This window comes from Arthrobacter sp. TMN-50 (assembly GCF_054511125.1).
The window spans coordinates 158,019-177,387 of the sequence record NZ_JBTNDG010000001.1 but is presented as its reverse complement, the minus strand read 5'-3'; the positions used below and the strand labels follow the sequence as shown (position 1 = coordinate 177,387).

At 59.5% G+C, this 19,369-nt stretch carries 20 protein-coding genes and 1 pseudogene; 17 read left to right on the top strand and 4 right to left on the bottom strand.

Translation table 11 applies throughout. The features are described from left to right. Positions 1-30: 30 nt before the first annotated feature. Positions 31-1,176, bottom strand: a complete 1,146-nt coding sequence (locus tag ACX80A_RS00880) for a glycosyltransferase family protein (RefSeq protein ID WP_459257787.1) — start codon at positions 1,174-1,176, stop codon at positions 31-33. Between the two features lie 98 nt (positions 1,177-1,274). Between ACX80A_RS00880 and ACX80A_RS00875 the strand changes: the two genes are divergently transcribed. The 6 genes from ACX80A_RS00875 (at position 1,275) to ACX80A_RS00850 (ending at position 7,638) form a co-directional block, all read left to right on the top strand. Further along, the gene (locus ACX80A_RS00875; RefSeq protein WP_459257786.1) at positions 1,275-1,940 is read left to right on the top strand and encodes a glycosyltransferase family 2 protein; all 666 of its coding nucleotides are present in this window, start codon (positions 1,275-1,277) and stop codon (positions 1,938-1,940) included. Between the two features lie 5 nt (positions 1,941-1,945). Further along, a complete protein-coding gene (locus ACX80A_RS00870; RefSeq protein ID WP_459257785.1) occupies positions 1,946-2,347 on the top strand; it encodes a DUF2304 family protein in 402 nt (133 codons plus the stop codon). Positions 2,348-2,506: 159 nt separating this feature from the next. Further along, positions 2,507-4,165: an ABC transporter ATP-binding protein gene (locus tag ACX80A_RS00865; protein WP_459257784.1), complete on the top strand. Its 1,659-nt coding sequence runs from the start codon at positions 2,507-2,509 to the stop codon at positions 4,163-4,165. 55 nt (positions 4,166-4,220) lie between these two features. Next, the gene (locus ACX80A_RS00860; RefSeq protein ID WP_459257783.1) at positions 4,221-5,405 is read left to right on the top strand and encodes a glycosyltransferase family protein; all 1,185 of its coding nucleotides are present in this window, start codon (positions 4,221-4,223) and stop codon (positions 5,403-5,405) included. Between the two features lie 38 nt (positions 5,406-5,443). After that, on the top strand, positions 5,444-6,628 hold the full coding sequence (locus ACX80A_RS00855; protein ID WP_459257782.1) for a glycosyltransferase family protein: 1,185 nt from the start codon (positions 5,444-5,446) through the stop codon (positions 6,626-6,628). Next, a complete protein-coding gene (locus ACX80A_RS00850; RefSeq protein ID WP_459257781.1) occupies positions 6,628-7,638 on the top strand; it encodes a glycosyltransferase family protein in 1,011 nt (336 codons plus the stop codon). Before ACX80A_RS00855 ends, ACX80A_RS00850 begins: the two co-directional genes overlap by 1 nt. A gap of 32 nt (positions 7,639-7,670) precedes the next feature. On the opposite strand, the gene ACX80A_RS00845 is transcribed toward ACX80A_RS00850, so the two are convergent. Next, complete coding sequence (locus tag ACX80A_RS00845; RefSeq protein ID WP_459257779.1) at positions 7,671-9,605, bottom strand: GH25 family lysozyme; 1,935 nt, start codon at positions 9,603-9,605, stop codon at positions 7,671-7,673. A 245-nt stretch (positions 9,606-9,850) separates the two neighbouring features. Between ACX80A_RS00845 and ACX80A_RS00840 the strand changes: the two are divergent. Further along, positions 9,851-10,114, top strand: a pseudogene (locus ACX80A_RS00840) (CpaF family protein); the annotation flags it as partial. 30 nt (positions 10,115-10,144) lie between these two features. Here the strand turns inward: ACX80A_RS00840 and ACX80A_RS00835 are convergent. Both ACX80A_RS00835 and ACX80A_RS00830 read right to left on the bottom strand, forming a co-directional pair. Further along, complete coding sequence (locus ACX80A_RS00835; RefSeq protein WP_459257777.1) at positions 10,145-11,017, bottom strand: tyrosine-type recombinase/integrase; 873 nt, start codon at positions 11,015-11,017, stop codon at positions 10,145-10,147. A gap of 226 nt (positions 11,018-11,243) precedes the next feature. Then, positions 11,244-11,897 (bottom strand): helix-turn-helix domain-containing protein, encoded by a 654-nt coding sequence (locus ACX80A_RS00830; protein ID WP_459257776.1) that lies wholly within the window; start codon positions 11,895-11,897, stop codon positions 11,244-11,246. A 104-nt stretch (positions 11,898-12,001) separates the two neighbouring features. Between ACX80A_RS00830 and ACX80A_RS00825 the strand changes: the two genes are divergently transcribed. The 10 genes from ACX80A_RS00825 to ACX80A_RS00780 all read left to right on the top strand — a co-directional run bounded on the left by ACX80A_RS00825 (position 12,002) and on the right by ACX80A_RS00780 (position 19,220). Beyond that, a complete protein-coding gene (locus ACX80A_RS00825; protein ID WP_459257775.1) occupies positions 12,002-12,247 on the top strand; it encodes a helix-turn-helix transcriptional regulator in 246 nt (81 codons plus the stop codon). Continuing rightward, entirely contained in the window at positions 12,244-12,546 is a 303-nt protein-coding gene (locus tag ACX80A_RS00820) for a hypothetical protein (protein WP_459257774.1), read from the top strand. Before ACX80A_RS00825 ends, ACX80A_RS00820 begins: the two co-directional genes overlap by 4 nt. Continuing rightward, positions 12,543-12,809: a hypothetical protein gene (locus ACX80A_RS00815; RefSeq protein ID WP_459257773.1), complete on the top strand. Its 267-nt coding sequence runs from the start codon at positions 12,543-12,545 to the stop codon at positions 12,807-12,809. Before ACX80A_RS00820 ends, ACX80A_RS00815 begins: the two co-directional genes overlap by 4 nt. A gap of 1 nt (position 12,810) precedes the next feature. After that, complete coding sequence (locus ACX80A_RS00810) at positions 12,811-13,965, top strand: AAA family ATPase (protein WP_459257772.1); 1,155 nt, start codon at positions 12,811-12,813, stop codon at positions 13,963-13,965. Between the two features lie 487 nt (positions 13,966-14,452). After that, positions 14,453-15,913: a terminase large subunit domain-containing protein gene (locus ACX80A_RS00805; protein WP_459257771.1), complete on the top strand. Its 1,461-nt coding sequence runs from the start codon at positions 14,453-14,455 to the stop codon at positions 15,911-15,913. A gap of 9 nt (positions 15,914-15,922) precedes the next feature. Next, on the top strand, positions 15,923-17,221 hold the full coding sequence (locus ACX80A_RS00800) for a phage portal protein (protein ID WP_459257770.1): 1,299 nt from the start codon (positions 15,923-15,925) through the stop codon (positions 17,219-17,221). Beyond that, positions 17,218-17,655 (top strand): hypothetical protein, encoded by a 438-nt coding sequence (locus ACX80A_RS00795; protein WP_459257769.1) that lies wholly within the window; start codon positions 17,218-17,220, stop codon positions 17,653-17,655. The genes ACX80A_RS00800 and ACX80A_RS00795 overlap by 4 nt, the downstream gene beginning before the upstream one ends. Before the next feature lie 9 nt (positions 17,656-17,664). After that, positions 17,665-17,910: a hypothetical protein gene (locus tag ACX80A_RS00790; protein WP_459257768.1), complete on the top strand. Its 246-nt coding sequence runs from the start codon at positions 17,665-17,667 to the stop codon at positions 17,908-17,910. Between the two features lie 114 nt (positions 17,911-18,024). After that, entirely contained in the window at positions 18,025-18,903 is an 879-nt protein-coding gene (locus tag ACX80A_RS00785; RefSeq protein ID WP_459257767.1) for a phage major capsid protein, read from the top strand. Continuing rightward, entirely contained in the window at positions 18,903-19,220 is a 318-nt protein-coding gene (locus tag ACX80A_RS00780; RefSeq protein WP_459257765.1) for a hypothetical protein, read from the top strand. Before ACX80A_RS00785 ends, ACX80A_RS00780 begins: the two co-directional genes overlap by 1 nt. Positions 19,221-19,369: the final 149 nt, after the last annotated feature.

The window sequence follows — 19,369 nt, the reverse complement described above, 5'->3', positions numbered from 1 at the left end:
CTTGAAGAACCCGCGTTCAATGGTACCCGCCTAGCCCGTGGCCCTGAGTAGACGGCTGATGATCGCGCGGGAAGTCTTCTCATCCTCGGTGGAACTGAGCGCTGCAGCGGCGAGATGAGAGTTTTGCTTGTACTGCTGGACCGCCTCGGAAGTCAGCTCGTTGAGGGTCTTGACCAGGGAATCAGTACCGAAGTCATCGGTCACCCAACCCAGATCGTATTGCCGGACCAGCTGTGAGATTTCGATTGACGGGCCGAACACGAGGGCAAGGCGTGCCTGAACGAAGTCGAAGAACTTATTGGGCAAAGCGAGGCGCTGGTTAGTCGTGGCGGGAGGCAACTGGTAGACACCGACGTCGTAGGCGTTCAGGGTACGGGCAAGGTCCACTGGTTTCACCGGAGGATGAAACCGTATCCTGGTGTCGTCGCCGGCCAGGTCTTTCAGCGTCCGCAGGTACTTGCCGCCGTCGCGGGCCTCCACGAGGTAGAAGTCGAGCGTGAACCGGTCACCGAGTTGGCTGACGGCGCGAATGAGACTCTCGAGGTTGCGTCCCGGCACAGCGCCCCCACTGTGAACCAGCCGGATGGTGCCCGACTCCAGAGGGGACGGCTCCAATGGAGTGCATGGCAGGGAGTTGCGCACCACCTCCGTAGGCACCCCGAACCGCTCCTGGTAGAGCTCAGCGATGGAGCGATTGACTGTGGTCACAGCGCCGACGGTGGGGAGGTATCTACGGCACACATGCACCATATAGGGGGCCACGAGCAGCTTCCAGGACAGCACCTGGGTTCGTTCCTCGGGTGCCCACTCATGCATGTCCCCCCACACAGGTGCCCCACCCGCAATGGCATAGGCCAGGGGGAGCGCTCGGGCTTCGTTGGCGACCACGAGGTCGAACTTTCGGCCGGACAGAAGCTTTAGTGCATCCTGCTCGGCTGGCGAGTGCAACTCGACCGCCTCATGCCGGCGGAGCGCAAGTTTGGCTACCCCCGGAATGGTTTGCGGAAGCGAGGGGCGGGACGAGTCAATTTCGAGGTGCTCTCTGACCCCAGCCGGGGTTGAGCCATATCCGACCGTTGTGACCTCGCCTGCCTCGCACAGGAGTTTCAGCTGGCGCAGTACCCGGGAATCCGAATCGATGTCGGAAAAGGAAATGCATAGTATCTGTGGCGTCATCGGATGTGACTGTTGTCTTCGCATGAAAAGCTCATTCGTTCAGCTTAGACGGGCTGACCGCGGCGGTCCCCAAACAGTAGCTATGAGATACTGAGTTAATGAGTCGTTCCTGGGTTGTCGTGCCAATGTATAACGAGGCGACTGTCGTCGGCGACGTTATCAAAGGGCTCCTTCCCTATTTTCCGCACATCGTCTGCATCGACGATGGAAGTACTGATGACTCTCCCCAAGTAGCCACCGAGGCGGGCGCAGTCGTGGTTCGCCATCCCGTGAATTTGGGCCAGGGAGCGGCCCTCCAGACCGGTTTCGAGTATGCATTGCAGGACCCCGAGCTCGATGCAGTCATCACGTTTGACGCCGACAGCCAACACCGAGTTCAGGATGCGACCGAAATGCTCGCGCGGGTGATCGCCGGTGAAGCAGACGTTGTTCTCGGGTCACGGTTCCTCGATGACCGAACCAAAATATCTCCGCTGAAACGCATCGTCCTGCGGGTGGTCGCTTGGCAATCGAGTGCCGCGACGGGAATTCAGCTCACTGATGCGCACAACGGGCTTCGCGTAATTAACGCTGACACGCTTCGCAAGATTCATCTGTCACAGAACAGGATGGCTCACGCGTCGGAGCTGATCCACCAGTTGGCGGAGCTGAAACCCAAGATCGTGGAACACCCTGTAGAGATTGTGTACACGGAATATTCGAAGTCCAAAGGTCAGTCGCTCCTCAATGGTGTGAATATTTTGGCCGACCTCTTCCTTAGGTGATCTTCATGCTTTTCATCGTTCAGATTGTTCTCGTGCTTGCTGTCATTTTGGGCTCCCTTGTGCTGATGCGGGGCGGAGCTAACGCCCATCACCTTGCTATCCGGCGCATCCTGCTGCTCGGATTCGCTTTGGTAGCAGTGCTGTCGATTTTCTTTCCGGTCTTACTGACCCGTGTAGCGCAGGCTTTTGGTATCGGGCGAGGCACAGACTTGGTCCTGTATGCCTTAATCGTTTGTTTCCTCGTTTTCATGGCGTCGACATCACAGCGGTACCGGCGGATGGAAGAGTCGATGACCAAGCTCGCACGTCGGATCGCTTTGGACGAAACGCTGCGGCCCTGGGAGCCCGATACGCGGCCGCCCGGCATCCGCGGAAGCCATTCCGGGAAGCCTGATGACGGCAACTAGGCTAAGGTTCCAAAAGACATGAAATCCCTGATCCAAATAAACAAACAGCTACTGACGGTCCTCCCGGATTCCGCCCGTCGGTTTCTCATTCGGTTCGCGATCCTTTCCTCATTGCTTTCGCTCATTGACGTAGTAGCTCTTGGTTTGATAGCAATTGTTATGTCGAGCATTATCACCGGCAATTCGGTGCAGGTAGGCCCCTTCGGAACCATTGACTCGGTATCCGACTACATCACGGTCCTCGCGATTTTCTGCGTGCTGGTAATTATCAAGAGTGCGCTAAATGTCCTGCTCCTGCGCTTCGCCACCTCACGTTTCGCTTCCCATGAGGTAGCGATAGGCGATCGGCTTCTCGCCGCGTACATGCGCGCCCCCTGGGTTGACCGTCTGAAGCGGAACTCGGCCGAGTTGGTTCGCTCAGTCGACTCGGGAGTGTCAATTACTGTCTCCGGCGTTCTGATGCCGTCCATGACTCTGGCTGGAGAGATTGTCTCTGTAGCAGCTGTGCTGGTAGTGCTTTTCGTCAGCAATTGGATAACCGCCACCACAGCTGTCATCTACTTGGGCCTCGTGGCTGTCCTGCTCTCCCGGGTGATTTCCCGCCGGGCAGTAGCGAACGGCCGGCGTAACCGGCAATTCTCTTTAAAAACGGTCAGATTGTTAACTGAAGCGGTCGGCGCGCTCAAGGAGGTAACCCTCAAAGGCGCTACCGACGACGTCGAACGCGCTGTCCACAGCAACCGGGTCCAGTCCTCCAAGGCGAGGGCCATGGCTACCTTCTTGAGCCAGGTGCCACGCTTCGTTCTGGAGTCCGCCTTGATCGGTGGGTTCATGCTGGTAGGCGCCATCGGTATGCTCACCAGCCCGCCAGGGGTGGATCCAGTAACCAACGCACTGGCAGCCGTCGCATTGTTTGGTGTCGCTGGTTTCCGGATCATCCCGTCGCTGACCCGATTCCAGGCAATATTGTCCATGGTCCACTCCAGCACGCCCTTTGCAGAGCAGGTGCTCACCGATATTCGAGAGTCGGAAGCCCGGGCCAAGGAGCAGGACGAACCCGACCAGGCTGAACTTCCCGCAGGTGTGCCCGACGTCGTCCTCAGAGATGTCAATTTCAGCTATCCGGATACCGAAGCGCCAGCCCTCATTAAGCTGAACCTGGCCATCCCAGCCGGCTCCCGTGTTGCTGTTGTCGGGGCTTCGGGGGCAGGCAAATCAACGCTGATCGATTTGCTACTCGGATTGTTGTTGCCCAGTTCGGGTGAGGTACTGATCGGCGGTATTCCGATGCGCAAGGTACTGCGTTCCTGGCGGTCTCGGGTGGGGTACGTCCCGCAGGAAGTCTCCTTGTTCGACGCATCGATCGCCCAGAATGTTGCTCTCACATGGGACCCAGATCAGGTGGACCCAGACCGCGTACGCCGGGCGCTGAAGCGTGCCCAAATGCTCGACGCGGTCGAAGCTCGCCCGGACGGAATTTTCGGCGCCGCTGGCGAGCGAGGAATGGCTCTTTCCGGAGGACAGCGTCAACGGCTTGGTATTGCCCGCGGTCTCTATGCCGACCCTGCGATCCTCGTCCTGGATGAAGCCACCAGTGCCCTAGACACGACAACTGAAGCTGCAGTGACCAAGGCTATTCGGAACCTGGCCGGGAGCGTCACTACGATCACCGTGGCACACCGGCTCTCGACCATCCGGGACAGCGACATCGTCTTCTTCTTCGCTGATGGCCGACTCGCAGCCCAAGGAACTTTCTCCGAGGTTGTTGCGCAGATGCCAGACTTCGCAGAGCAGGCAGCGTTGGCCGGACTCACCTAGCGGGCCGAGGATTATGAAGTCCACCTGATCTATAGCCCATGTCGAAAGAGAAGCCATGCCCGAACAAAGTACAGCTGTCCCGCGTCAGCGCATCCTGGTGCTGTCCTTCTCGCAGATTCGTCGGGACCCTCGTGTTCTTCGCCAGATCAACCTTTTCTCGGCGTTCGCCGACGTGATTTCATGCGGTTATGGCGAAGCACCGGATGGCGTGGTAAGACATATCCAAGTTCCGGACGAATACTCGCAGTGGCGCACCAGCTACAAGATGGTCGCCCTGATGTATGTGCTGCGGTTCCATGAGCGCCTATATTTTGACTCTTCGAAGGTCCGGTTTGTGCGCGAGCAGGTTCCCCGCGCCAGCGTCGACATTGTCGTGGCAAACGATGCCATAGCGGCGCCGCTGGCCCGGGCGCTCCAGCCACGAAAAGGTGTCCATCTGGATCTTCACGAGTATGCACCGCGACAGGGGGAGGACAACCGGCGGTGGCGCCTATTGGTTGGCCCCTACATGAGGTGGGCATGTCGGAAGTACGTCACGCGCGCCGATTCCGTGACAACTGTTGCGAAAGGAATCGCTGAGGAGTACGCGCGGGTATTTGGGATCGCCGAACCAGCGGTAGTCCCCAACGCCGCACCGTATGCCTCCGGGCTGACGCCAACCCCTGTGGCGTCGCCGATGCGCATTATTCACACCGGCGCCGCGGGACGTGGCCGGAAAATTGAAGTGATGATTGACGCAGTGTGCCGCGCCAACGAAATCAAGCCAGGAACCGCCACTCTTGATGTCGTCCTGGTACCGGGTGAGCAGCGTTACATCGAGGAACTTCAGGCTAAAGTGGACGCCCTTCCGGCCGGGATGATCCGCCTTATTCCTCCGGTGCAGTTCCAGCAGATCATCCCCCTGCTACATGAATACGATGTGGGACTTTTCCTGTGTCCACCCAGCACCTTCAATTTGCGGCATGCACTACCCAACAAACTGTTTGAGTTTATCCAGGCGAGGCTCGCTGTTGTCATCGGTCCGTCCCCGGAAATGGAAACTGTGGTGCGTCAGCACGACGTCGGTCTGGTCGCTCAAGGCTTTGACGCGGAATCGACAGCGCAACTGCTGGTCGGTCTCACACCGGAGCGTATTGCTCTGATGAAGCAGGCTTCCCATCGCGCTGCGGGAGCGTTGAGCGCGGAGAAGCTGTCGGCTCCCTGGATTGACGCCATCAGTAAAATCGGTTCGAAGGCCTGAGACCTTTGAAGTATCGACGCCGAAAGCGAGCGACGCCCATGCCTGAAGTTATTCCCCCCACTGGTCGCCCACGGGTTCTGGTTCTTTCTTTTTCCCGCATCGACAGGGACCCCAGGGTGCTCCGTCAGATAAGGTTCCTGGGTGAGTTTGCTGAGATTCATACCTGTGGATACGGCAGCGCACCGGAGTCGGTGGCTGGACATATCGAGATCCCTGACGAGTATGAGCGCTGGCGGCCACAGCCCAAAAAAACCGGGCTACTCCTCGCGGCCAGGCTCCATAGGCGCTTGTACTTTAACTCTGCCAAGGTGAAGTTCGTCCAGGACAGAATACCTACCGGGACGTTCGATGTCGTCATCGCCAATGACGTGATTGCCGCACCACTTGCGTTGGCGCTCAAACCGCTGAAGGGAGTGCACGCGGACCTCCATGAGTACGCTCCCCGTCAGGGGGAGGACGTTCGGTCTTGGCGGTTACTGTTCGGTCCTTTTATGGATTGGGCCAGCCGCGATTACGTGACCAAGGTGGATTCCGCGACAACGGTGGCAAAGGGAATTGCCGAGGAGTATGCAAGGGTGTATGGCATCCCCGAGCCGGCTGTGGTGCCGAACGCCTCTGCGTATCACATGGGGCTAACTCCTACAGCCGTAGGGACGCCTTTACGGCTGATTCACGCGGGAGTTGCTGGCCGGGGACGCAAGATTGAAATAATGATCGACGCTATTGCCAGGGCAAATCGGAGGAAGCCTGGAACGGCAACCCTGGATCTGGTGTTGGTCCCGGGCGAGCAGCGCTATATCGATGAACTGACGCTTGCAGCCAATTCGGTAGAGGATGGGGCAGTCCGAGTCATTCCACCCGTCAGCTTCCGGGAGATCGTTCCGTTGTTACACGACTACGACGTCGGATTTTACTTGTGCCCGCCGAACAATTTCAATATGCTCCACGCTTTACCGAACAAGTTGTTCGAGTTTATCCAGGCCCGCCTCGCAATCGTCATCGGACCGTCGCCGGAGATGGAAAGGGTAGTTCGCGAACATGATCTCGGGATCGTCGCGGCGGGGTTCGATGCCGAATCGGCGGCCGACGTTCTGGTCAGTCTGACTTCCGAACAGGTAGCGGCAATGAAGCAGGCATCCCACCTGGCTGCCGATTCCCTGAGCGCGGACCGGGTATCAATAGTGTGGGTGGATGCGGTCAAGAAGCTTCTTGGTGCAGCCTAGTGGAACGCAGACCTGACCAGATCCGGGCGCTGCACGTTCATGATGCGGCGAGTGTCGGGCGTAACCTGGTTGACGTTGCTGTCGAGCTGGGTCACCCGTGGACCATGACTGACATTCCCTGGTATTTCACACGGGCATGGCCCGGACCTACGGGACACCTGGTCAAGAGGACACGGGGTGCAGTCTGGGACGCTACGCTGGGTATGCAAAGCCTCCGTGCGGATGTGGTTCATTTGCATACCGGTGGGCTTTCCCCGCACGCACGCTGGTTGCGTACACCCTGGATCCTTCATCTCCACGGCACCGATGTGCGAACCCGCCAGTATGAAGGCGAATGGATCCCAAAGTTGCGTTATGGCATCGAACACGCTGATCAGATTCTCTACTCGACGCCAGACCTTAAAAAACACGTCGAGAATCTTACTGACCGGGCGGCGTACCTACCTGTGACCGTGCGGCTGGACCGTGCACCGACGTGGCGTCCGGTCGCGGGTCGGGTTATCTTTGCGTCCCGTTGGGACCCGGTGAAGGGTGCACAAGACCAGATTGAGGTGGCGGTGCGCCTGAAAAAGGAGCGCCCGGACCTTGAGCTTCTGGGACTTGATTGGGGCGCAGAGTCGGAGAGAGCGCGGGACGCTGGCGTCACCATTGTCCCGACGAAATCACACGATGACTACCGTGAATGGCTGGCGACGGCCTCGGTAGTTATCGGACAGATGATCGATGTGCTCGGCGTCAGCGAACTCGAAGCGCTTGCGATCGGCGTACCCCTCGTCAGCAGCGTCAACCCTGAGAACTATCCCCAGCTCCAGTTGCTGAGTGCCGCCGAGCCAGCCGGGGTTGCCGCGGGTGTTCTGTCAGTCCTCGACGACGTTCGGAAAGCATCATCTGTTCAGAACGGCCCCGGTTTCATCGGGCAGGTGCATGACGCCAAAGTCGGCGTAAGAACGCTTCTTGACTTGTATTCATTGGCGATCGAACAGCGCCGCTCCCGCCGGCAGGGCCCCTAACATAGCTTGGATTGCGGCTTCGGTATCCACGTTCAGTTTACTTGCGCGCCAGAGATGGTCAGGGTTGCCCAGCCGTGCCCGATCTGGCTGGAGGTGCCCCACTGGGCCCCGTCCATAATGGGGTAATAGTAGAGCTTGCCGTCGTCACTCTTGGCAATGATGCCCTGTGTCCCGTTGCCTTGGAAGCCTGTCGTGGCGTTTACGGTGATCATTGCCCCCCACCCTGAACCAATCACTGGGCGAGTAGCTGAAGCAAATCGTCCATCGCCGTTCCCTTTGTACAACACTAATTGTGACTTGCTATTGCGGGCGAGGAGGTCCTGGGAGCCGTTCTTATCAAAGTCGGTCATCACGATCTGCATTTGATTGAACCCATGGCCAACCTGGCGGGGACTGGCCAACGATCCGGATCCGGTCTGTGCCCAGTAATGCAGCGAACCATCCGATCTGACACCCGTGATGGACGGTCTGGCGCCACGAACCCAGTCGCCGACGGAGAGTTGCATGCCGCCCCATCCTGATGCGGCGAGAATCCTGGCCGCATCGAATCCGCCAGCTGGTCTCCCGTGATAGACGCTCAGCCGACCGGTGCTCCATTGAGCCAGAATGTCGAGGACCCCATCATCATTCCAGTCGACCTGGTGAATCGATCTAGCCGATCCCCAACCGTTCCCAATCTGCATTTTGGTAGCTAGTGCACCGCGCCCGGTACTCGGGTAGTTGAAAAGCCGGCCAGCGCTGTCGATGGCTATCACGTCGGCAGACGAACGGATCGAAGGCAGCTTGGGGGCGGAAGGTGCTGGCGGTGCTGCTGGAGCTGAGTTGCGGGTGAAGGAAGTCAACGCAGCGGCTGTGCCATTCCAGACGTTCCAGTCACCCACGACCGGGCCTTCACTGGTGTACTGCCACAGGCTGTACTTGTTCCAGCCGGCGGGGAGAGTGCCAGCGCCAACGTTGTTGTAGGCGGCAATATGCAGCGGGTGGTTGGTGAAGGCTGTGGAGTTTCCCGTGCACTTGTTCCACCAGTCGGTGGTGGTGTAGATCATGGGTACCCGGCCGGTGCGGCTCAACATGGTATTTGAGAAATCTCTGATCCAGTTCACCATCTGGGAAGTGCTCATGTTGTAGCAGGAGTTGCCGAGCGAGGGATACGGGTTGTACTCGACGTCGAGCAGTGGTGGGAGGGTTTTTCCGTCGGCCGCCCAGCCGCCGCCGTTGTTGATGAAGTAGTTAGCCTGTTCGGCGCCCGAGGAGATGCTTGGGATGGCGAAGTGATAGGCACCGCGCACCATGCCGGTGGTGGCGGACCCGGTGTATTGCTGGTTGAAGTAAGGGTTCTTGTAGCTGGTTGCTTCGGTGGCCTTGGTATAGGCGAAGCGGGAGCCCTGGTTCCAGACGGCCGACCAGTTGACGTTGCCCTGGTGGCTGCTGACGTCGACGCCCAGGATGCCCTGCGGGCGCCAGGTGTTGACCGATGGGGTGGCAGCTGACGGAGCATCATTGAGTGCTGGCTGTTCCGACAGTTCCCGGGCGGTGGGTACCTGCGGGTCGCCTGATTCGGCGATGCGTTCCACACCCTGGCCGAGGTTGGCTCCGTGGGGGCCGATCAGCTCAGCGAGGGCCTCGGGATTCGCGGCCAGCTCAGCAGCGGTGAGTTCTTCGGGGACTACCTCTGCAGGCTCGATGGTTTCGGCAGGCTCGGGTGTGGGAACCGGTACCGCAGTCTCCAGGGGCGAATCGACTGTCGCGGACTCAACCGGAAGCGGCGTCGTCGGGACCGAGGGCGACGGCTCGGCAGGGACCGCTTCGGCGGGCGCTGTCTCGACCGGAATTGGCTCGGCTGGAGCCGAGACCTCTGGTGTTGGTGGGGTGGGCTGCGGGGCCGCGATGGCCGGCACTGATCCGGCAGTGAGGGCTGCTGTCAGCAGCACGGCGGCAAGGACGGTGGAGGCACGAGAGTGAGTCACAGGAAATTCTCCGAGTAATGCGAGCCCGGGGCGAGAGAGGGGATCGTCCCTACGAGACTAACCCACTGTGACAGATGTGACTACAGATACTGATGTTACGACTGGATGCACCGTTATCCACAGTTGGGCTCAGAGGGGGTGGGCTCAGAACGCCGCATCCCCTATTGTGTACTGCATTCACCGGTTACACCCACGGTCTCGGGCATCCCGGCCCACGGCCGGGCGCCCTGATTTCAGGGAGTTCCATGGACGCTGCACGCATGATCGAGGACGAGGTCCGCGAGCTGATCCGCAGGCGCGGACTTGATCCCGCCCGACAGGGCGTCGAGGTGCTGCGGTTGGTTGAAGCGGCAGTCAACGATTACGACGAGCGTTCCGTCCTGGGCACCTTGCCGCACCTGGGGCAGCTCGATCTGGTCAGAAAGCACGTGTTCGACGCCGTGGCAGGTTTCGGCCCTCTGCAGCCGCTGCTGGATGATCCGACCATTGAGGAAGTCTGGATCAACTCGACTATACGAATATAACGCCTAGTCAGAGGCTTATTTGCTAGCCAAAGTCCGCAGCGAGTCCGCAGGGATGTCCGTTCCGACAATTCCAAGCGCACCATTCAGCATCGCGTCCGCAGCGTTCCTGGTCCGATCTTCGGCGTCCGGCCAAAGGTGCGAATAGGTGTTCAGAGTGGTTGTTGCTTCGGAATGGCCGAGCGCACGCTGGACGGTAACGACGTCGCACCCTGAAGCGATCAGACCGGACGCGTAGAAGTGACGCAGGCTGTGAAGGTTGATCTTGTCCACACCAGCTAGTTCGATTGTCTTGTCCCATTGATAGGAAATACGACGCGGCTTGGGAGGTAGGCCATTCTCGCCAGGGAATAGCCACTGATCATCTCCGTAGACTCCGACCTCGCTTATGTGCTGAGACAGTATGGTCAGCAGTCCGTCGGCTAAAGGCACGCTGCGTTCGGAACCGTATTTCGGTGCGCGGATCTCCATATCCTTCGTCGGCTCCTTCTGAACCTGCCGCTGAACTTTCAGGGTCCGGCGCAGGAAATCAATGTCCCCGACCTGGACTGCAGCACCCTCACCGAGACGTAGACCAGCGAACGCGCATAGCCCGATGAAAGCCCGGAACCAAGGCTCCGCAGTTTGGTAGAGCTTTCCCACGTCCTCAGGGGAGGGGATCACCATTGCCTGCTCTTTGCGACGACGGCGCGGGAGGATGACGCCGACAGACGGGTCCTCAATCATCCTGCGATCACGGACAGCAGCGCGAAGGACGGTCTTGATCACCATCATTCTTGAGTGAATTGTCTGCGGTGCCAGCCCATTGCTGTCCATCGTCTTGACCCACTGTTCTAGGTGGGATCGGCGCAGGTTGCGCAGTTCGACGTCTCCGAACGTTGCACAGTGCACCGCCAGGTTCGCGGCCCTCGTTGTTCCCTGCGTCCATATCTGCCGTCTTGACCAGTCCGCGAAAAAGTTGGTGAAGGTTTGCTTTCCAGCCCTCGGGTCCACATATGCGCCAGTCACGACAGCGGCTGTAACCTCGTCAATCCACCGCTGAGCATCTATCTTCCGGGGAAAGTGCCTCGCATATTCTTTGCCGTCCGCGTCCCTATACCGGGCACGCCAGATACCGTCAGGACGTCTCTTGATCGAAGCCATCGGCTTCTTCCTCAGGCAGCATTTCGATGAGGCCGTAATAGGTGCCATCTTCGCGCACTATTTCCTGGTGCCCAGGGTGGAACTTTAGTGTGTAGCCATCTCCGAAGGTCTTCTTTGCTTCCGTGATAGCCCTCGCCCGTTCATCCAAAGCTTCTTCAAGTGTCTTCGTGGCGAGGCGCTGTAGATGCTTTGCTGTGAGCCAGAGGGCCTCATCGTGATCGACTCCACTTTCATCTAGTTCTGTCAGTGACTCTTGAGCCAAAGCCAGTGCTTGAGTTCGAGCGAGTGCATATTTCTCCACTGCGCTCGACGCCGCGATCTCTGCAGCCTTAACTTTTCGTATCCTGCTTTCGATGACGTTTCGCATCTGACTCATCACGGATTGGCCAAACAGGTTTTGGACAGGGACCTTCAAGACGTGCGCGAGGGCCATAACTTCCCTGGCCTTCAGCGACCGTTTGCCCTGTTCAATCTCCCATACCGTCGTCTGGGACCACTTGACTCCAAGGTTCCCCATTTCATCCGCGATCGCCTTCTGCGTTCTATCGCCCCTAAGGACCGTTACGTTCAGACCGATCTCCCGGTCGCTGAACTCGTTTTCAATATCTGCCTGCATGTCTCCTGCCATTTGATTAGGCTACATGTTTTTCCAGTACTGTCCAGCAAAAGACCATGAAAGCCCGGTTGACACCATCACGGAACTACTTTAACCTCAATAACAGGGAATCCCGGATGGATTTCCATGATAAACCGGATATCCCAATCAATGGAGGCAAAGTGGAAACCCTGAAGGCCATGAAACTACAGACGATGGACGAAGTAGCAGAGATGCTGCGTAAGACCCCGGCGCAACTTCGTTGGATGCGCCATAACGGAACGGGCCCAAAGTCAGCCAAAATCGGTGGTCGTGTCATGTACCGGGAGCAGGACGTTATCGATTGGGTCAACGCCGCGTTCGACGTTCAGGAATCGGCGTGATCACCGCCGCGAACCTTGCCGAAGCCTGGTCTAGCGGGTACTGGAACGGCACCAGCCACACCGGGCCGCTCAATGATGCCGCAGTGGACGAAAAAAACCCCCACCGGAACGCCAATTCCAGTGAGGGCAACAACCAAACTCCCGTCAAGAAGAAGGTTCTAATGAATCAGCCTAGCAAGTGGCCAGCCACCGTCCAAGCTTTCCTCCGGCTCGCCGACGAGATGGGGGTGAAACCCTCCGAACTGCTGGAGCAACTGGAGCGGGATCTCGGTAAGCCAGATGTGTGGGGGACCAAGTGATCCAGTACGTCCCCGAGCTTCACCTTGCCGATTATCCCAGTATCTGCGGGTACGACTCCTACGAGTTCGAACGACAGAGCCGGGAAGCGATTGATGCCCTCGCGCCGGACAGTTTTGTTCGGCTCCATGTCGGCCAGTACAAGCCGCAGACGTCCCCCGAGTTCTTCCGAACCGACCTGATATGGCAGATCGTCGGAAGGACCCACATCGTCGCGGCTTGGCGTGAAGCAATGGAAGGGGCACCGCGACTTGCAGAGTTCTGAAATGACGATCCCTGACTACTTCCGCGCCGAATCCTACGACGATTCCTCTGTTCCTGTTCCCGTACCCCCTATGTCAGGAACAAGGAACACGGAAAACAGGCCATCAAAGAAGGTCCAATATGGCGACGTGGCAGGACTCCTCTCCGGTGGACTCCCCGAACCACCAGCCCCCGAAGTCCTCACCCGCACAGACGGCACCAGCATCTTCTACAGCGGCCAAGTCAATGGGCTGTTCGGTGAACCAGAATCAGGGAAGTCTTGGATCGCCTACGCAGCAGTAGCCGAAGTATTGACCCTTGGTGGACGGGCCGCAATTCTTGACCTCGACCATAACGGAATGCAGTCGGTTACCGTCCGACTCCTCGACCTTGGAGTTCCTGAGTCTATCCTCGCCAACCTGGAGAGGTTCCGGTACAAGGAACCTGAGGATAAAGACGACCTGATGGAAACGGTTAGGGACCTCGTGACGTGGGAACCCGGTGTCGTCGTCATTGACAGCATCGGTGAACTCCTGCCAACGCTGAACCTCAACTCCAATAGCCCCGACGACTTCACCCTCGCTCACACCCACGTCTTAAAAAAGCTGGCGATCACAGGTGCCTGCGTCATCATCATTGACCACGTAGCCAAGAATCCCGATTCCAAAGCACAAGGACCCACCGGCACTGGTGCCAAGACCCGAGCAATCGGCGGCGTTTCCATCCGCGTGACGATCAAGGATGCCTTTACTCCCGGCAAGGGTGGTTCCTGTTACCTGGCGATCCGCAAAGACCGCCACGGAGGACTGAGGGCCAAGTCTCCTACGGACTCGAAGGAACCCCTCGCCGGTACTTTCAAGCTCAACCCGGCAGGACACGACAGCCCCTGGACGCTCTGGGCACCGACTGATGGGGAGCGGATGCCGGAAGCTGTCCCCGCACAAGACCTCGCAGACATCAAGGCGCTGGACCCGCAGCCCTCCAACGTTAGGGACCTCGCCACCCGGATGGGCTGGGGAAATAACAGGGCAACTGCAGCGCTCCGAGTGTTCCGTCAGCAGTGTTCCTCTGTTCCTGAGACACAGGGTAGAGGAACAGGAACAGGAACAGAGCAAACAGGACACCATTCCGCCGTTACTGAGTTGTTCCCGGGGAACACGGAACAGGACGTCAACTGATGGCACTCATGAAGCCGTGTGAAGTATGCGACGAGATCACCGACCAGTCACGCTGTGCCAAGCACCGACCACCGGCACCGGCCAAGCCACCAGCCGAGCGGCGCGGGTATGACCACGCATGGCGACGCCTTAGTGAGCGTGCACGTAAGGCTCAACCGTTCTGCACCTGGTGCCTGTCCACCGAAGACCTCCAACTCGACCACACACCCGAAGCCTGGGCACGTAAGAAAGCGAACAAGATCATCCGTGTGCAAGACGTCCGCGTCCTCTGTGGCCCCTGCAATAGGAAGGCCGGACAAGCCAAGCCCGGACCCGGACAGCGCACCACTGAAGACCGTCCCCAACGGATCGTTGCCGTCTCTCCAACTGGGCGCAACTTGACAGTGGGGGATAAGGGGTGGACGAGAGGGGCCACAGCCCCGGGGGTGAAGGCAAAGTTTTTATCATACTCCCCAGGGGTATCTCGTCCGCGTGCCGGGGTGGACCCGTGGTAGCCGGTCCCAAGGCCGCGATTACTGCGCCACCACTGGACTTCAGCGCCTATCCCACGGACCCCGCAGAGCGCCGCATCCGGTTTATTCACGATTACCTGATTGTTCCTCGTGGGCATGGCGCGGGTGAGCCTGTGGAGTTGCAGGACTTCCAGCAGGAGATCATCCGTGGCAGTTTCGCACCGGGTATTCGTAACGCCTTATGTTCAATGCCGAGGGGAAACGCCAAGACGACGCTGGCTGCAATGCTGGCGGTCGCGGAAATGTTTGTCGGGCAGTTCTCCGCAGAGGTTCTGGTGGTCGCGTCTGACCAGCGGCAGGCGAACGTCACGGTGAATCAGGCTAAGCGGATGATCGCTCTGAATCCTTTGCTCGCTGAGCGGGTGCAAGTGTTCAGTGACCGCGTATATGTTCCTCACACTGACAGCACGCTAACCCCGTTGCCGGCCGAACCTGACGCGCTCAACTCGTGGGATGCCACGCTGATTATTGTTGACGAGCTGCACGTTGTGACCCGGGAAGTTTGGGAAGCGATCACCAGCGCGTCGGGTAAGCGTCCGCAGTCTCTCACCCTGGCGATCAGTACCCCGGGCACGTCTGAGGATTCGATCATGTGGGATCTCGTGAAGCTTGGCCGCTCCGGTGATGATCCAGCGTTTTTCCTGATTGAGTTCGCCAGTCCTGAAGGCTCCAGCCCGGACGATATGGAAGCGGTGAAGGCCGGCAATCCTGCGATGACTTGCGCCAAGCCGTTTCTCTCCGAGGATGGTCTGCTGGCGGCGCGTAAGACGCTACGGGAACCTGCCTTTATTCAGCTGCGGATGGGGTTATGGCATAAGGGTGTGGATTCTTGGCTGGAGTTTGGGCAGTTCGAGGCCCTGGCCGATCTTGAGCGGACCATTCCGAACGGGGCACAGGTCACGCTGGGATTCGATGGATCATCTTCCGGTGACTCCACAGCATTGATCGCCTGCACGGTGGAAGCCAACCCGCACGCGTTTGTCGTCGGGATCTGGGAAAACCCGGGCGACACGTCCTGGCGGGTATCCCGGGATGAAGTATCGGCGCACGTTGACATGGCGTTTGAGACGTTCGACGTCCTGGATCTGGCGTGCGATCCGTGGGGCTGGCGCTCTGAAATGGAGCAATGGGCCGCAAAGTACGGCTCCAAGCGGGTCCTGGAATGGGACACGTCACGGCGCACCAGGATGGCCCCGGCAACTGACCGGCTCTACCAACTGATCAACACCAAACAGATCACTCATGACGGGGACACGCGGCTGATGAAGCACTTCACCAACTGCGTCGCCGTGGCGACACCACAGGGAACGGTAGTCACCAAAGACAAGCGAATGTCCAAGAAAAAGATCGACGCGGCTGTCGCGGCAATCGCCGCTGTGGACCGCGCACAGTTTCATTCCAACACCATCAAACGCCGCCGTGTTGCGGCGTTCTAAGGAGTACAAATGTTGAACACCGAGCAGCTAGTAAAGACCCTTTCCGACAAGATGACCGAGGGGACGCCGGTCCTCGACACGCTGGACACGTACTGGATGGGCACACAGCCTGCCGCGTTCCTCTCGCCGGAAGCGAAAACCGCATTGGGGAACCGTCTGCGGACGCTCTCGGTGAACTTCCCCCGGCTCGCGGTCACCGCCCTGGCCGAACGGCTAACGATCACCGGATTCAGGGCAGACGGGACCGATGACGCGGACCCGGCACTGTGGAAGGTGTGGCGTCGGTGCCATATGCAGGACGCCCACCAGCAGGCCCACACGGACGCCTTGGTCTATGGCCGGTCCTTCATCACGGTGTGGGCGCGGAACGGACGCCCTCAGATCAGTGTCGAGTCGCCCCGGAACCTCGCTGTCCTCCGTGACCCTGCCAGCCGTGAAGTCACCGCAGCGCTGAAGCGGTGGACTGTGGAGGGGACGGGTTACGCGGTCCTTTATTTGCCGGACCGGATTCTGAAGCTCACCGCGGCGGCGAACGTCACGGACCTTTACCCAAGTACCGGCTGGACTGTCACCGAGACGATCAATAACCCACTGGGAGTAGTGCCGGTGGTCCCGATAGTGAATAAGGGACGGCTCAGTGAGATTGACGGCGTATCTGAAATGGCCGACGTCCTGGATCTCACCGACGCCCTGAATAAGCTGATGGCCGACGCTATGGTCACCAGCGAGTTTTTCGCACGCCCAAGGCGCTGGGCAACAGGCCTAGAAATCAGTGAGGACGCCAACGGTAACCCCGTCAATCCTTTCACCGATGAAGCCGGGAAGCTTTGGCAGTCCGAAGCCCCGGAAACAAAATTCGGCCAATTCGACGGCGCACGTCTGGACGGTTACGGGGATCTCACCGCCACGGTCACGCAGCAGATTGGAGCGCTCACCGGACTGCCGCCGCACTATCTCGGTCTGCACGGTGACCAGCCTGCCAGCGCCGACGCTATCCGTTCCGCTGAGGCGTCCCTGGTATCCCGCGCCGTGAGTCTCCAGCGGACTTTCGGGATGGGCTGGGGAGAGGTTGCCAAGCTGGTGGCCGCAGTCGATCAGGGCCGCGACGTTGACAGTTTCGACTTCGAGACGATCTGGGCCAACCCTGAAACCCGGACACCCGCGCAGGCAGCGGACGCAGCACTGAAGCTCTCACAGATCGGTGTACCGCTGAACATTGTCCTGGCCGACACGCTGGGAATGACCCCGGCACAAATTGGACGCATCACACCCGCAATCACCGCACCAGCAGAAGGAATCACAGCATGAGCACTGAAGTTGAAACCCCCGTCCAGCAGGACGCCCCTGTGACCGATCAGGAAACCCCAGACGCCCCCGAGGTTGTCGAGACGACCGCAGAGCCGGAAACCGTGCCTGGCACCTTCCCCAAGGAATACGTGGAGAAACTGCGGAAGGAAAACGCCGACCAGCGGGTGAAAGCCAAGCGTGCCGACGACCTCGCCGGGAAGCTCCACGCCGCCCTTGTAAGCGCCACAGGACGCCTAGCTGACCCAACAGACCTGCCGTTCGACGAGTCCCACTTGGACAGCCCTGAAGCCCTAATAGCGGCGATTGATGAACTGCTGGAACGTAAGGCGCACCTGGCGTCACGCCGCCCGTCCGGTGACATTGGGCAGGGCATCCTGTCGCCAGCGTCCGATACTGTGAATTTGGCCGGAATCCTCCGGTCTAACGCACGATAAGGGGAAATCATGAGCAACGACTATGCCATCGCATGGGACTCATTGGCCGAGACAATAGGAGCCGCCGCTGGGAGGAGTTCCGGCTCCATGTCCGATCAGGAACACCTGACCACCGACCAGCGACTGAAGGTTGCCGAAGTTGCCGCGCTGCTCTCTATCGCGCAGGAGTTGTCAGCCCTGAACCCGCAGAACACCAGCACCCGGGATAAGGACGGCAACACGCGGAACGGGTGGGGTCAGCGCGTCGATGATTGATACCCCCTGGGGGTATATAGTACACTGAGAGGGTGACCCTGGCGGTCACCCTCTCTACGTTTGCTGGACAGGCTCCAGACGTGAAACCCATCCCTCACGTTTTAGGAGCCCACAATGGCTGTATCGACAGCAACCACAAGCGCAAACGATCTGACCGCCGAGCAGGTCCAGAAAATCCTGGTCAAGCCGCTGGAAACACAGTCCGTGTTCCTCGCCGCAGGACCGCGCATCTTCGATTCCAACGGTTCACAGGTTCGTATCCCCAAGATGGGTGGACCGACTAACCCGGCATGGCACGGGGAGAATGAGCTGATCACCGAGCAGGATGCCACGTTCTCGGAAATCATTCTGTTGCCCTCGACCATGAAGTCCGTAAAGGTCATCACCCGGTTCAGTAACGAGCTGGCCCGTCAAAGTGTCGTTGCCCTGGACGCTGCACTGCGGGACCGTCTGGTGACCGACGTTGCCGCGAAGCTCGACACACAGTTCCTCTCCGCGTCCGGGGATGGAATCACCACTCCTAAGGGGATCTTCGCTTACACGGGCACACAGTCGCTCGCCGTCGGCGGCGCTCTGACCCTCGACCACCTGCACGACGCTTGGGCGCTGGCACTGGCCGCGAACGTGAACATGGCCGCTCTCAAATGGGTCATCACGCCACGGGACTTCTCCAAGATCCGTAAGCTCAAAGACACGCAGGGCCGCTACCAGCTCCAGCCTGACCCCACACAGGATGGCGTGTTCCGTCTGCTGGGCGCACAGGTCATCGTGACCCCACGGGTACCGGACACCATCGGGACCACCCCGACCGGACGCGCCGCCCTGATCGACTTCTCACAGATCGCCGTCGCCCGGGACCTCGCCCCGTCGGTAAAGGTCCTCACCGAGACTTACGCGGACTTCGACCAGCAGGCCCTCCGCGTGGTGGCACGTTATGACGCTGCACCGCTGAACCCTGCAGCCATCGTCGCGCTGACGGGCATCCTGATCTAATGATGCCCACAGCCGCCCAAGTGGCAGCATTCCTTGGCCGGGGAGGCGACACTGACACCGTCGCCCTGGCCGGGGAGCACTTGCCTGTCGTCGCCGCGTTTGTGGAGGCGTACACGCGGGGGAACGGCTTCACACTGGGTGTCCCGGCTGTACCGCTGGGAATGGTCATCAAGACGGCCACGGCGCGCCTCGTGCCCAACCCGGAACAGGGGAAACGGTACTCAGTGGGGGACTACTCAGAGTCTCCCGCCATCTTGGACGGCTTCACCCTTCCCGAGCTGGCCGTCCTGCACCTGTACCGGAAGCGCACGGCGTGAGGATCTCCAAGCGGCTACTGCCTGACACCGTGGGGGTCCGTGCTTTCCTTGGCTCCGGTCCAATGGGTGACGTTTGGGAAGAAACCGCCACTCTGCACCGCGCCCGAGTCAGCCGGGAGAACACTCTGATCCGTGACGCTAACGGCGCA